Here is a 13260-nt window from a genome sequence, read left to right as displayed (position 1 = left end):
TACGTCACTTCGGCATCCCCACGGTCATGCCCTCCGCCAGCCCGTCGCCGGACACCTCGACCTTGCCCCCGGCGAACAGGCCGGTCTCGACCGCGACGTACCGGGACCTGCCGCCCTCGACGACCTCCAGGCCGTACCCGCCCTCCTGGAGCGCGACGAGCGCCGCGACCGGCACGGCGAGCACGTTCTCGCGCTTGGACGCGGTGAACGTGACGTCGACCGCCGCCTTGTCCAGCCCGCGCGCCGCCTTGGCGTTGCCGATCGACACCAGCGCCTCGACCCGCGTCTCCGGGTCCTGGTTCTGGCTCTCGGCCGGCACGATGACGGTGGCCACCTCGGTCACCTTGCCCTTCACGCTCTCGCCGTCCGGCAGCGTGACCTGGACCTTCGCGCCCTTCTTCGCCAGCCGCTGGTCGTCGGAGCCGAGCTGCACGGTGATCACCTTCGAGGTGCCCGTGTACGCGAGCACCTGCTGTCCCGGCTGCGCCGGCCCGCCCTCCTCGGCCTGCAGGCTCTCCACGCGCACCTTGCCGGGGGCGAACACCACCCGGCCCAGCTCCACCACGCCGGTCTCCGGCAGGCCGCGGTCGTCCTGCCACTCCATGACGGCCTGGGCGGTGTCCCAGGTGAACTCGTCGTCCACGGTGAAGCCGTCGTAGCCGAGCTTGTCGAGGTTGCGTTCCAGGCTCTCGACGTCCTTGCCGGTCATCCCGGCCTTCAGGTCGCGGTAGGCGGGGGTGCCGCCGTACATGAGGGTGACCGGCTCGTCGTCCACGCGGTAGAGCGACTTGCCGCGGCTGATCGTCGCGCCGCTCCCGGGCAGCCAGGTGATCGTGCCGGGCCTGCGGGCCACGGCCGTGGTGACCGGGCCGTAGCCGAGCTCGCCGTCGGCGTCCGTGGTGTCGTTGAGCGTCTGCCTGGTGACGGTCGCGGTGGCCGGTGGCAGGGCGCTCGCCGAGCCGGTCGGGCTCGCGCCGCCCTCCAGCAGGCCCGCGCCGTTGACGGCGACCAGCGCGCCGCCCGCGACCGCCACCACGGTCAGCAGCGCGGCCACCAGCCCGCCGCGCCGCCGCCGCTTCCTGGGCGGCTCCATCAGGAGTCTCCCATGCCGGCCTCGCCGGCCTCCTTCTGGCACTTCTTCCTGGCGGACTCGAAGTCGGGGTCGCCGCCGACCTCCGGGGTGATCCGCATCATGCCGCCCTCGGGGTCGGGGTAGCTCTCGACGCCGTTGTCCCGCATGCACTGGGCGAGCTTGCGCAGGCTCTCGGCGGCCTTGCCGTTGCCGCCGCGCCCCGCCTCGCCGCTCGGCGCGTACTGCTTGCACGCCTCCTGGGCGGCCTCCACCTTCTCCCGCGGGGTGTTCTTGTCGAACCGCATCGTGAACCGGCCGTCCTCGGGGTCGGGCACGTCGATGCCGTTCTCGCGCATGCACTGGGCGAACTTGAGCGCCTTGTCCTTCCTGTCCTCGCTCGGCTGTGCGCTCGCGGTGGCCTGGGTGCCGGTGCCGGACACCGAGGCCACGTCCGACCCGGCGTCACCGCCCGAACCGCACGCCGCCAGCAGTGCCGCCATGAGCAGCGCGGCCCCGACGGCGGGCGCGGTGCGTCTTCTTCCTCGCATGAAGCTCTCCTTCGTGGCACGAACGTCGTACGAGGCCAGATGCAACAGTCCGGGCTGTTTCCTCCGCGTTTCCACCGGCGGCTTACCTGGAGCGAACGCCGCATCAGCCACACTCGGCTTTGTCAGCGAACGAAAGGGGCCTGAGTAACGTCATGCGGGTGCTGGTGGTGGAGGACGAGCCGCTGCTCGCCGACGCGATCGCCGAGTGGCTGCGTGAGGAGACGCACGCGGTCGACCTCGCGCACGACGGCGCGGCCGCGCTCGAGCGGATCGCGGTGAACGACTACGACGTGGTCGTGCTGGACCGGGATCTGCCCCGCGTGCACGGGGACGAGGTGTGCAGGGAGATGGTGGCCGCCGCGTGCGCCGCGCGGGTGCTGATGCTCACCGCCGCCGCGCAGCTCGACGACCGGGTGAGCGGGCTGTCGATGGGCGCCGACGACTACCTGACCAAGCCGTTCGCGTTCCAGGAGCTGGCCGCCCGGGTGCTGGCGCTGGGCCGGCGCTCGCGCCCCGCCGTGCCGCCGGTGCTGCGGCGGGCCGGGATCACGCTCGATCCGGCGCGCAGGGAGGTGTTCAGGAACGGGCGGTTCGTGCCGCTGTCGAAGAAGGAGTTCGCGGTGCTGACCGAGCTGATGCGGGCGGACGGCTGCGTCGTCTCGGCCGAGCAGCTCCTGGAGAAGGCGTGGGACGAGAACGCCGACCCGTTCACCGGCGCGGTCCGCCTGACGATACTCAAGCTGCGCCGCAAGCTGGGCGACCCGCCGGTCGTGGAGACCGTGCCCGGCGTCGGATACCGCATCCCTTGAGCCTCCTGATGCCCGCCCGCCTGCTGCGCAGAGCGCGGCCCACACTGCGGCCCACGCTGCGGCCCACACTGCGGCCCACACTGCGGCTGCGGCTCACGCTCGTGTACGGCGCCCTGTTCCTGCTGGCCGGGCTGACCCTGCTCGCGGTCACGTACCTGCTGTTCGACCAGCAGCTCAAGGGCATCTTCGACAGCCAGTACGCCTCCGAGCCGGGCCGGCACAAGCAGGTCATCCTCACCAGGAACGGCGTCACGATCCAGGGCGAGGCGGCCCTGGAGTGGCTGCGCGACCAGCAGACCGGGGTGCGCGACGCCGCCGTCACCTCGCTCATCACCCAGGGCGTGGTCGCGCTGCTGGTGGTCGGAGCCGCCGCCGTGGCGCTCGGCTGGGTGGTCGCGGGCCGCGTGCTGGCCCCGCTGAACCTGGTCACCGACACCGCCCGCAGGATCGCCGCCGCCCCCATGGCCGAGCGCGGCCTGTCCGAGCGCATCGCGCTGCGCGGGCCGGACGACGAGGTGAAGGACCTGGCCGACACGTTCGACACCATGGTGGAGCGGCTCGACCGCTCGTTCGACGGGCAGCGCAGGTTCGTCGCCAACGCCTCGCACGAGCTGCGCACGCCGCTGACGCTCAACCGGGCGCTGGTGGAGCTGGCCATGCACCGCCGTACGGCGTCGTCCGACGTCAAGGAGCTGGGCGAGAGCCTGCTGGAGATCAACGCCCGCCACGAGCGGCTGATCAGCGGGCTGCTCCTGCTGGCGCGCACGGAGCAGGAGCTGGCCGACCGGGCGCCCGTGGACCTGGCGGACGTGGTCACGCACGTGATCGAGCAGAACGCCGACGCCGCCGCCGCTGCCGGGGTGAAGCTGGACGAGGCCACCGGCCCCGCCCCCACCACCGGCGACGCGCTGCTGCTCGAACGCCTCGTGCACAACCTGGTGGAGAACGGCGTCCGCTACAACGTGACCGACGGCGCCGGCTGGGTGCGGGTGACGAGCAGGACGGTCTCCCGGGAGACGGTCGAGGTGGAGGTCGCCAACACGGGGCCCGCCGTGCCGCCGTACGACGTGCCGCTGCTGTTCAAGCCGTTCCACCGGCTCGGGGACGAGCGGGCGGTGACGGGGACGAGCGCCGGGCTGGGGCTGTCGATCGTCCGGTCGGTGGCGGTGGCGCACGGCGGGGACGTACGGGCGCGGCCCCGCGACGGCGGCGGCCTGGTCGTGGTCGTCTCACTCCCCCGCGCCCGTTGAGCGGCGGGCCGGCAGATCCTCCAGGCTGGTCGCCGGATGCCCGGTCAGGGCCGGACCGGCACCCTGACGACGCCCCGGCGCGCCGCTCACTCGGCTCCGGCGATCACCGCCACCGCCTCGACCTCCACGAGCTGGTCGCTGTAGCCCAGGACGGTGACGCCGAGCAGCGTGCTCGGGGGCTCGTGGTCGCCCATGTACTCCCTGTAGACCTGCCAGGCCGTCACCAGGTCTTTCTGGGAGGTGCCGGCGACGTAGACGGTCGTCTTGACGACGTCGGTCAGCTTGGCGCCGGCGCCTTCGAGCGCGGTGGCGAGGTTGCGCATCACCTGGTGGGTCTGGCCGGCGTAGTCGCCGACGGCCACCGTGGCGCCGTCGGTGTCGAGCGGGCAGGCGCCGGCCACCCAGATCGAGCGCAGCGGCGCGTCCACGGTGGCCGCGTACGCGTATTCGACCTGCTGGGCCAGCTGGTCGTTGCGGATGAGTCGAACACCTGGTGTCATGGGTGTTTTCCTACCATTCGGCGGGATGACGGCGCATCTCGATTGCGGTTGGATGACCGTGTCACCCGAGCATGCCCGGGTCGCGTCCTTTCTCGGGTGACTCGTCCGTCCCAAGGAGAGCCTGTCGTGCGTGTCGTGCCGGTCGTCTTATCCGCCGCCGTGGTGTTCTCGTGCCTGCCCGTACCGGCCACCCAGGCCGCCGCAGCGATGAACGCCACAGTGCCGTACGTGTGCACGGTCGTCGCCACCGGCGCCAAGCAGGACGTCTCCATCGACGTGGAGCTCACCGTGCCCGCCCAGGCGCAGCCCAACGAGGAGCTGACGATCGGCTGGACCGGCGCGTACACCACCGGCTCCGAGCTGCTCGCCCCCGCCACCGGGCTGGAGGGCGACATCAAGATGTACGCCTACGCCGGCATCAGCGGCATCCCGAACTTCACCTCGGCCACCGGCGTCGCCGAGATCGGCACGGTCATCCCCGACGAGCCCATCCCGCTGCCCACGACGACGGTCGACCTCAAGACGACCCCCAGGAACACCGGCACCGGCCAGGTGCACGCCGCCTCAGTCAACTTCGGCCTGCGTCCCACGGAACCGCTGATCGAGTGCGAGATCGAGGACACCAGCGGCCGGACCGACTACCCCATCACCGTCGGCACGGCCGGCCAGGACGACGACGACACCACCCCCACCCCCGACGACTCGGACAGCACCACCCCCACCGATCAGGAGACCGAAGAGGACACGTCGGAGACCACCACCGAGGAGACGCCAGAAGAGGCGCCCTCGGGCGGCGTGGACACGGGCGCCGGCGGTCTCGCCGGCCCGGACGGCCGGGCGCTGATGGGCATCGGCCTGGTGATCCTGCTGGCCGCGCTCACCGGCCTGCGCCTGCGCCGCCCCCGCCGTTCCTGAAAGCCTCCGAGGCGGGCGCGTTCGTGACCACCTCCGTGGAGATCTTCAAGGCGTACGACTCCAGCCTGCACCATTTACGGGATGCGGGCTACACCGGCCCCAACTACTACTACGACAACCACCTCACCGGTTGTGAAGGCCGGCGTGGTCTTTGATCCATGGTGCGGGTAGGCATCACCCGGTCCACATCTCAATGATCCCGTCCGGGCTCGCCGCGAACCCGCATCCCCACGCGGCGGCCTGGGCGGACACCGCGTCGAGCGCGGCTTGTGGCAGAGGCGTCGGCGTACTGTCGGGGACCACGACGAACCGTACGTGGTCCTGCTCCGCCTCCACCCGCACCGAAACTCCCCGTGCCGGAGAGGTCGGCGCCTTCAGCACCGTGCCGAGGAGCAGCAGCAGGTCTCTCATGGCAGAGGCGGACACCCGCGCCGCCGCGCCGGGCCGGTCGAGCGCCGCGTCACGGACCGTGATGGTGAGCCCGCGGGCGCGCCCTGCGACGACGGTTTCCGCCAGAGCGCGGCGCAACCGGCCCCCGGCGTCGCCGTGTCCAGGTCTGGCCAGGGCGCGCAACCAGGTCGCCCCCTCCATGGTCCGCTCTCGAAGCTCCGGATCGGCGATCGCGTCGATGCGCAGCAGCGTGTCCAGGGTCTGCAGCACGTGGTCGTGCAGGGAGCGGGCCTGGCGCTCTCTTTCCCGCTCGACGGCCAGCCGGGTGGCTTGTGTGATCGCTTCGGTACGGGCGGCGCTCAACTCCGCGCCGTCCCTGGTGAATCTGACCGCGCACAACCTGCCGATCGTCGGGTTGATCAGGTAGCCGCCGACGACCACGAGCGCCGGCAGCACCGGCTCGTCCCGCATGAGCACCATCGCCGTCGCGTACGTGCTTCCCCAGACAGCGCCGCACGCCCATGCGCCCGCCAGGCTCCGGCAGCTCAGCCCGAAGGTGAAGGACAGCAGCACCGTGTAGGGGTAGGCGAAGAAGCTCCAGCCGAGGAACCCGCCGGGGGCGGCTTGAAGGCCGGCCAGCAGCGCCGCCGTCCCGAGTGGCAGATCGAGTGCGAGCGTTGCGGGGTGCGGCAGGCTGTGCCGGCGCTCCCACGCCAGGACCACCAGCGCCCCCAGGGTGAGAGCGGCGGCCAGCGCGAGCCCTTGTGCGGGATGCGGCAGCCGCCACAACGCGGTGGGCAGGGCGGCCCACATGAGCACGACCGCGCCGAGGCGAATGGTCACCGCTACAGCCCTCAGGGATCGGTCGCCGCCGGTCAGGTCGAGGCTGGTAGCCACAGCGTCACCACCGTGCCCCATGCCGGCCGGGATTCGATCGTGGCCCGTCCTCCGGCCTGGGCGATCCGGCCGCGGATGGAACCGTCAAGCCCGATTCCCGGCGGTACGCTGCCGGTGTCGAAGCCGCTGCCCGCGTCGGCGACTATGACGGCCAGCCCGGTGGCATCCTTGCGGACGGTCAGGCGGGCATGCCTGGTGCCGGCGTGTTTGCCGACGTTGTTGAGGGCCTCTCTGGCGCCTTCCACCAGTGCGTCCACCTGGGCGGGCGACAACGCGGGCAGTCGTTCGGGAAGGTCTGCGGAGACGACGAGCCCCAGGCGGGTCTTTTCCTCGATCAGCCGCCGCAGCCCGGACAGCAGATCGCCGTCCGGGGGACGTTGGCGGCCGGCCAGATGCTCGCTCATCCAGGCGATGTCTGTGCGGAGTTGCTCCCGCAGCCGCGTCTCGCGCACGGCGTCGGTGCCGACGAGTTGCCGCAGTGTCTCGACCAGCCGGCCGTCGATGGACTCGGCGAGGGCGGCGCGCTCACGCCGGACGGCGAACTCCTGCGCGTGCCGCGCCGCCTGCTCGTACGCCTCGTCCCGCTGACGGCCGAGCCGGCGCAGCCGGGCCGACACGATCCAGGCGATGGCCGTGACGGCGGTGATGTTCATGGCTTCGGTCAGGGTGTTCCAGGCGACGGCCCCGCGTTCCCCGACGATGACGACGGTCGCGAACGCGGACAGCAGCCCGAGCCAGCCGCCCGAGGCGACCGCGGCCCACAGGGGCCAGGGCGCGGCACCGAAGACCAGAGCCAGCATGATGACGTGGTTGTAGACCAGCAGGCCGGACAGGGAACTCTGCGCGAGGGCACAGGCGCACATGGCGATGCTGTAGCAGGCGAGATCACGCAGCGCCCGGGGCCGCGTGATCCGGCGGGACCGCCGGTATCCGTATGCCGTGACCAACGAGTAGCCGCCGGTGGCCAACAGCACGGCGGGCAGCCACCGGGCGGAGGGACCTGCCGAGAGCGTGGGCGTGACGAGCAGCACGCAGGCGCCGGTGCGGGACAGGGCGGCCGCATACGCGAGAACAGCCTCGTGTCGAACGGCCGCCGATAAATGCACCACCGAGCCACTCCTTACCGCGATTCGCCCATCTAGTCTGAACTCAGGTTAATCCCGCCGCGCACTTGCCAACAGATTCGCCGCGTTTCCCTGTCAAAGACGCTCTACATCAGATGTGGTATAAATGCCCTACATCACGTAACAGCGGCTGCCCGAGCCCCTGGGAGCGTCCCTGGTGGTTGATATCGCGGTAATCGACGACCACCCCATCGCCCGTTATGGGGTCGAACACGTCGTCGCCGACGCCCAGGATCTGACGGTCGTCGCATCGGTGGGTTCCGTGGCCGAGTTCACGCGCCTGCTCCAGAGCGGCGGCCACGCCGACGTGATCATTCTCGACCTCTACCTCAACGGTGACGATGCACCCAGCCTGGCCGCGGTCGCGGACCTCGTCACGGCCGGCAGAGTGCTGATCATGTCGACCTCGGCCAAACCGAGCGACGTGATCAGCGCAGTGCGCGCCGGAGCCGCCGGATATCTCACCAAGCGCAGCCCCGCGGACCTGCTGATATCAGGCATTCGCACCGTCGCCGCCGGAGGCTTCCTGCTGTCGGCCGAACTGGCGGACATCGTCCATGACTCACTGCCCTCGCTGCAGCAGAAGGAGCCCCGCCTTTCCCCGCGCGAGGAGGAGACGCTACGGCTCATCGCCTGCGGACTCACCCACGGCCAGATAGCCACTCGGCTCGGCGTGCGCAAACCCACCGTGGACACCTACGTCGAACGCATCAGAGCCAAGCTTAACCTCGGCAACAAAGCGGACCTGACTAGAGCCGCGCTAATCCGTCAAGGCCAAATACCGGAAGATCCTCTGCATTTTCCGTAATCTCCGCCCGCGGGCCGTCCAGCGATTCCTCCACACCCCGATGTAGGTGCTTCTGCCGAACTGACGGCTTGCGCGGCATACGGCATTCTCCAGGTGATGGCGATGATCGCCATAACAAGGAGCCCCTATGGTCAACAGCGTCTTGACGGCCCAGCGCCGTAACCTCCGAACCCTCATCCTGGCCACTTTGGCCGTCGTCGTGGGCGGCTTGATCGCAGCCCCGCCGGCACTCGCTGCCTCAGGCACCATCTCCACCGATGGCCGGACGGATACACCTACTACAAGCGCGAGTGCGTGTCCTTCGCGGCATGGGCCGTCCGGAACGACGGCGTCACCGACCGGAACACCGATCTCACCTGGCTCGGGAACGCCCATTCTTGGGGCCACGACTCGCGTGCCGTCCAGCGCACCGGAACGCCTCGCCCAGGCGATGTCGCCTGGTGGGACAAGAGCGGCAACTACCCCCTCGGTCATGTGGCATACGTGGCCGAAGTTTCCGGAGGCAGTGCCCGCCTGTACGAATACAACGAGCGCGGCGACCATCTCCTGCGTACCGACCGGTGGGTCAGCCTGTCCAACCCCACCGCCTTCCTGACGTTCTCAACCCCGTTCACGCACGTCGCTGGTGCCTCCTGTTCCCGCTCACAGTGAGATCGGCGATGCGGACGCGACCCGTCGTAAAGATGCCCAGCCGGATGCCTCTGGAGTGCCTTCGGCCGGCGAGACGACGCCTGACCCGAGACGTACAACTGAAAGCGAGCCCATCCTCCGGTGGAACGCCCTTGGTGTCGACGCCCATCGACCTCCGGGAACCCTGATCCATGCTGGTGTCGATCGAGACCGGTATCCGTGTCCGGTGAGACCGCCAGATCGCCGCCACACGCGCGGACGAAGGCGAGCACAACGTTCAACGTGGACGGCTTGTTGCCCTTGCTCGCCGGCGAAACGCTGCAACGGCCCCCTGCCCCAGACCAACGTTCCTATCCCTTCGTTGTGCACGGGCGACAGCGCCAGCCCCGACCCCCGATATCAACCAGCACGAAGATTCGTTCCCCATTTACCGCGTCACGCGGAAGGAGACGTAACAGTGAGGTCATCGGTTACTTCCAGGAGCAGGATGAGAATCGCCCGTCTCGTGGGCGCCGCCGTCATCGGGGCCTCCGGGATTCTGCTCTCGGCGACCCCTTCGAATGCCGCCGACATCGCGGCCTGCAGGAACGCCCCGGGCGACGCGAACTGCACCGGCGCGCAGATCAAGCGGCACGACGCGTGCTGGGAAAACTCCCGGGTCGTGGCGGCACGGGCGTACTCCGAGCTGGGGTGGAACTTCCTCACCACGTTGCGCTGGAGCCAGCAGTGCCAGTCCAACTTCGCGGTGACGGAACTCACGTCCCTGGACATCCTCCACAGCCCGTACTACGAACTGCGCAACAAGGTGCGTCGCCACGCCGGCCCGAACGGGCCGTACCGGATGCTGTACGCCCCCTGGGCGAGACTGACCGGCGACGTCGGCAGTCTGGTCATCTCGCCGCTGGTCTGGTCGCCGACCAACCCCGCCGAGGCTTGCCTGAGCATCCGGTCGAACGATCAGGTCGTCTGCACTGAGGCGATCTGAGGGCAGAAACCCGCCCGGGACCGTCTGACACGGTCCCGGGACTCTCAAGCGCCTGACCAGCTAGATCACTTGACAGCCGTGTTCGTCGGGTGGCCGTGCTGCGCGCATACCGCAGCCCCTCGGTGATGAGCCAGGGGGCCCGGCCGCACCCACGGGCGAATGCGGCGCCGCAGGGACAGCTCCTGCTGTTCCCTGCTGACAGCGCAGCACCCGCACGTGATCCGGGCCGAGCGTGGCAGCAGAGCGCCGGGTCGACCAGCCACCTTCACCAGCCGCGTACGCAACGAGCTCCCAGCAGACCGGCCTCGACGGTGGCGTCGACTCGCGGCGGGACCAGGCCGGCGTTCGGCCCCAAAGCGATTTCCCCTGGTGAAGATGGAGGGCGACGGCCTGCTCGGGGCTCTTGCCCGAATGACCGACGGTCAAGCAGGGCGCCCGCGAGCGCGTCGAGGGCGCCCTGCTTGGCGGTCTTGCAGATCTGGTTCACCGTCATCCGGTTGACGCCATATCTGCCGGCGGCTTCGCTACCCGCGGTTGATAGGTGTTTCGGACTGGGACTGGTTCATTGACTCTGACGCGGAAGGGGGCCGGCACCTGGTGTGGACGGTCATGAGTTTCTCCAGGTAGGCGGCCAGCCTGATCCAGGCTGGCGGCCATGCCATCTCCAGGTAGATGGACATGTGACGTCCAGGTGAACGGTCAGGTCAGAGGAACGACGCCCTTCCCGGCGAGGGCCTCGGCCAGGCGATGGGATTCGCCGCTGGTCTCGACCATGTGGGCGTGGTGCATGAGCCGGTCGACGGTGGCGGTGGCCATGGTCTTGGGCATGATCGTGTCAAAGCCGGAGGGGTGGATGTTGCTGGTGACAGCGAGGCTGCGGCGTTCGTAGGCGGCGTCGACCAGGCGGTAGAAGGCTTCAGCAGTCTCGTGGCTGACCGGGAGCAGGCCGATGTCGTCGACCACGATGATGTCGGAGCGGCAGATCTTGGCGATGGTTCGGGCGACGCTGCCGTCGACTTTGGCCTTGTCTATGGTGATGGCCAGGGTTTCCAGGGTGAACCAGGACACGCGCAGGTCGGCGTCGATGGCCTTGTGGCAGAGCGCTTCCATGAAGTGGGTCTTGCCGGTGCCGGACGGACCGGAGATCACGCAGTTTTCGCGGCGGCTGACCCACTCCAGAGTGCGCAGGGCGTTCTGGGTGGCCTGCGGGATGGACGACAGCTCGCTCTCCCAGGAGCCGAAGGTCTTGCCGTTGGGCATGCCGGCGCTCTTGCGGCGGCTGCGCCGGGTGGCGTTGTCCCGGCCGACGACCTCTTCGGCGAGCAGCACCCGCACCACTTCGGCGGGATCCCAGCGCTGAGCGCGGGCGGTGGCCAGAACGTCGGGTGCGGCTTTGCGGGCGTAGGGGAAACGCATCCGGGTGAACAGGGTCTCCAGTTCGGCCGGGATGGGTGGCGCCTTGGGCAGGGAAACGCTCATGTGTAGTCTCCAAATGTTGTTGTTGGTGGTCAGGCCGCCGGATCGGCATGGTGGTTGATGCCGGCGGTCTGGTCAGTCCGTGCTCGTGCGGTTCCGGGGTGTTGCCCGGAAGGCGGCCCAGGAGGCGGTGCCGGGCTGGGCGGAGTGCTCTTCATCGGCCACGGAGGTGGGGCCCGCTGCTGAAGCGCGGGTCAGGTGGTCGCAGATGGAAGCCAGATCGGTCTCACCGAAACGGCCGTGGACGGCGGCCAGGCCGAGCGCTGCATCGACGCGTTCGGTGCCGATCAGCGAGGCGAGTTCGATGGCGCGGGCCATCTTGGCGCGGATGCGGGCCACGCCGGTGGCCGCGGCTTCGATCAGCCAGGTCTCGGCGCCCGGGCCGATGGCCAGGAAGCGTTCTTCCGCCTTGGTCTGCGGGCGTGGTTTGGGCTGGCGTGGGCCGTTGCCGCCCGGGTGGTCGGGATAGTGCGCCTCGACGATGCGGGGCCGGCCGGGAGTCGAGAGCTGATGCCGCCAGAGTTCGGCCAGCGCGACGCCGCCGGTCTGCTGCTCACCGGGCCCGCCGTGCTTCCGCTGGCCGACGATGACCAGTTCATCGCCGTGGACGCGGCACCAGACCTTGCGGCCTTCGTGTCCGGGCGGCACCGAGTAGCGGACATCGCCCCAGCGGACGGTGCGGTCCTCGCCGACGAGTCGTTCCTCGCCCAGCGCCAGTGCGTAGGGATCGGCAGGCAGTGGGTGCAGGTGGGCGAGTTCCTCGTCGAGCATGTGAGCGGGCAGCCGGTGGGTGGACCGGTGCATGCGGTGGTTGACCTGCTCGGCCCAGCGGGCGCAGGCGTCCTGCAGTTCGGCGAAGCTGCCGTAGCTGGAGCGCAGATTCGTGGTGGTGGGCACCAGATCGGCTTTGGCGATCTTCACGGTGTTTTCCACGCCGCCCTTGGACTCGGGGTCGAACGGCTCGCAGGTGTGGACCACGCATCCGTAGTGGCGGCCGAGTTCGACCATCTGCGGGTGCCGGACCGGGATCTTGGCGATGTGCTCGACGGTGACCGTGCGGGGGTTGTCGGTCAGCAGATAGGTGGGCGCCCCGCCGATCGTCCGCAGCGCCGCGTCCAGGCAGGCGGTCAGCGAGCCGAGCGTCTGGTCCCAGGACGGCAGCACCACCCGGAACTTCGACCAGGCCAGCCAGGCGCAGAACAGTTGTGTGCGGCGTCCTGCGATACGGGGTCCCTCGCCCCAGTCCCATTGCAGCCACATGCCCGGTTCGGGGATCCAGGGCCGGTAGACCCGTCGCCGGCCCGCTCGCCACGACTCCTTGATCGTCGCGACGGCTCGCCGGGTGGTCCGCTCCGAGCCGCGAAAGCCCATCGCGACCAGGTCTCTGTGGACCACATCGGCCCGGACCTTGCCGCCTAATCGTTCGACCTTCTCCTCGATCTTGGCGAGGAACGGATCGATCGACTTGGGCCGCGGTGCTCGTTCCGACGGGACGCCGCCCGCATCGCGCATCGCAACGTAGCTGATGGAGATCTTCGGCGCCTACGATTTGACCGGATGTGCCTGGTCAGCGGCGCAACTGGCCGGGTGTGACCCCAAGACGGTGCCCATCAGGACCCATCAGGCCATCTACCTGGAATCATCTGTCCGCCGACCTGGAGTTTTAGATGGCCGCATACACCTGGTTCTCGTGACGGAGCACCGGCAGCTCAACGTCCGTGGACATATCAGCGCTGACCAGCACCGTTAGGAGACGATGCAGCAAGACGCAGTTCAGAGCACGAAATCGGGTATCCGAGCGCGACAGCCTTGCCCGGCGGCGGCCAGCTCTTGCGAAAGTCGCCGTTCGAGGCCGA

13 protein-coding genes and 1 pseudogene are annotated in these 13260 nt (G+C 69.6%); 7 read left to right on the top strand and 7 right to left on the bottom strand.

Annotated elements, in window-relative coordinates; all coding sequences use genetic code 11:
* Positions 1-4: 4 nt before the first annotated feature.
* On the bottom strand, positions 5-1093 hold the full coding sequence (locus AB0K28_RS16065; RefSeq protein ID WP_364370040.1) for a peptidoglycan-binding protein: 1089 nt from the start codon (positions 1091-1093) through the stop codon (positions 5-7).
* Entirely contained in the window at positions 1093-1620 is a 528-nt protein-coding gene (locus AB0K28_RS16060; RefSeq protein WP_364370037.1) for a hypothetical protein, read from the bottom strand. The genes AB0K28_RS16065 and AB0K28_RS16060 overlap by 1 nt, the downstream gene beginning before the upstream one ends.
* A 152-nt stretch (positions 1621-1772) precedes the next feature.
* Here AB0K28_RS16060 and AB0K28_RS16055 point away from each other — a divergent pair, with 152 nt between their 5' ends.
* Complete coding sequence (locus tag AB0K28_RS16055; protein ID WP_345388918.1) at positions 1773-2429, top strand: response regulator transcription factor; 657 nt, start codon at positions 1773-1775, stop codon at positions 2427-2429.
* Positions 2426-3679: a HAMP domain-containing sensor histidine kinase gene (locus AB0K28_RS16050; protein WP_364370033.1), complete on the top strand. Its 1254-nt coding sequence runs from the start codon at positions 2426-2428 to the stop codon at positions 3677-3679. The genes AB0K28_RS16055 and AB0K28_RS16050 overlap by 4 nt, the downstream gene beginning before the upstream one ends.
* 86 nt (positions 3680-3765) lie before the next feature.
* On the opposite strand, the gene AB0K28_RS16045 is transcribed toward AB0K28_RS16050, so the two are convergent.
* On the bottom strand, positions 3766-4179 hold the full coding sequence (locus AB0K28_RS16045; RefSeq protein WP_364370030.1) for a RidA family protein: 414 nt from the start codon (positions 4177-4179) through the stop codon (positions 3766-3768).
* Positions 4180-4305: 126 nt separating this feature from the next.
* Between AB0K28_RS16045 and AB0K28_RS16040 the strand changes: the two genes are divergently transcribed.
* Both AB0K28_RS16040 and AB0K28_RS16035 read left to right on the top strand, forming a co-directional pair.
* The gene (locus tag AB0K28_RS16040) at positions 4306-5094 is read left to right on the top strand and encodes a hypothetical protein (RefSeq protein ID WP_364370027.1); all 789 of its coding nucleotides are present in this window, start codon (positions 4306-4308) and stop codon (positions 5092-5094) included.
* Positions 5095-5117: 23 nt separating this feature from the next.
* The gene (locus AB0K28_RS16035) at positions 5118-5249 is read left to right on the top strand and encodes a hypothetical protein (protein ID WP_364370024.1); all 132 of its coding nucleotides are present in this window, start codon (positions 5118-5120) and stop codon (positions 5247-5249) included.
* Between the two features lie 19 nt (positions 5250-5268).
* Here the strand turns inward: AB0K28_RS16035 and AB0K28_RS16030 are convergent, their stop codons facing one another.
* Entirely contained in the window at positions 5269-6327 is a 1059-nt protein-coding gene (locus AB0K28_RS16030; RefSeq protein WP_364370022.1) for a hypothetical protein, read from the bottom strand.
* Positions 6328-6359: 32 nt separating this feature from the next.
* Positions 6360-7490 (bottom strand): ATP-binding protein, encoded by a 1131-nt coding sequence (locus tag AB0K28_RS16025; protein WP_364370019.1) that lies wholly within the window; start codon positions 7488-7490, stop codon positions 6360-6362.
* 172 nt (positions 7491-7662) lie between these two features.
* Between AB0K28_RS16025 and AB0K28_RS16020 the strand changes: the two genes are divergently transcribed.
* The 3 genes and pseudogenes from AB0K28_RS16020 to AB0K28_RS16010 all read left to right on the top strand — a co-directional run bounded on the left by AB0K28_RS16020 (position 7663) and on the right by AB0K28_RS16010 (position 9928).
* A complete protein-coding gene (locus AB0K28_RS16020) occupies positions 7663-8313 on the top strand; it encodes a response regulator transcription factor (RefSeq protein WP_364370016.1) in 651 nt (216 codons plus the stop codon).
* 279 nt (positions 8314-8592) lie between these two features.
* Positions 8593-8964, top strand: a pseudogene (locus AB0K28_RS16015) (CHAP domain-containing protein); the annotation flags it as partial.
* Between the two features lie 466 nt (positions 8965-9430).
* Positions 9431-9928, top strand: coding sequence for a hypothetical protein (locus AB0K28_RS16010; RefSeq protein ID WP_364370013.1), 498 nt, complete (start codon positions 9431-9433; stop codon positions 9926-9928).
* A gap of 699 nt (positions 9929-10627) precedes the next feature.
* Here the strand turns inward: AB0K28_RS16010 and istB are convergent.
* Both istB and istA read right to left on the bottom strand, forming a co-directional pair.
* Entirely contained in the window at positions 10628-11407 is a 780-nt protein-coding gene (istB, locus tag AB0K28_RS16005) for an IS21-like element helper ATPase IstB (RefSeq protein ID WP_364370010.1), read from the bottom strand.
* A 72-nt stretch (positions 11408-11479) separates the two neighbouring features.
* Positions 11480-12916 carry an IS21 family transposase gene (gene istA / locus AB0K28_RS16000; protein ID WP_364370007.1) on the bottom strand — a complete coding sequence of 479 codons (1437 nt, stop codon included), beginning with the start codon at positions 12914-12916 and terminating at the stop codon, positions 11480-11482.
* Positions 12917-13260: the final 344 nt, after the last annotated feature.

The sequence above is a fragment of the Nonomuraea sp. NPDC049504 genome, from assembly GCF_040676845.1.
Taxonomy (GTDB): domain Bacteria; phylum Actinomycetota; class Actinomycetes; order Streptosporangiales; family Streptosporangiaceae; genus Nonomuraea; species Nonomuraea salmonea.
This window is presented reverse-complemented; position numbering and strand designations above follow the sequence as displayed.

Bases quoted from the DNA above. Each gene is read 5' to 3' on its own strand.
- AB0K28_RS16065 (WP_364370040.1), bottom strand. From the start codon at position 1,093: ATGGAGCCGCCCAGGAAGCGGCGGCGGCGCGGCGGGCTGGTGGCCGCG.
- AB0K28_RS16060 (WP_364370037.1), bottom strand. From the start codon at position 1,620: ATGCGAGGAAGAAGACGCACCGCGCCCGCCGTCGGGGCCGCGCTGCTC.
- AB0K28_RS16055 (WP_345388918.1), top strand. From the start codon at position 1,773: ATGCGGGTGCTGGTGGTGGAGGACGAGCCGCTGCTCGCCGACGCGATC.
- AB0K28_RS16045 (WP_364370030.1), bottom strand. From the start codon at position 4,179: ATGACACCAGGTGTTCGACTCATCCGCAACGACCAGCTGGCCCAGCAG.
- AB0K28_RS16010 (WP_364370013.1), top strand. From the start codon at position 9,431: ATGAGAATCGCCCGTCTCGTGGGCGCCGCCGTCATCGGGGCCTCCGGG.
- istB (WP_364370010.1), bottom strand. From the start codon at position 11,407: ATGAGCGTTTCCCTGCCCAAGGCGCCACCCATCCCGGCCGAACTGGAG.
- istA (WP_364370007.1), bottom strand. From the start codon at position 12,916: ATGCGCGATGCGGGCGGCGTCCCGTCGGAACGAGCACCGCGGCCCAAG.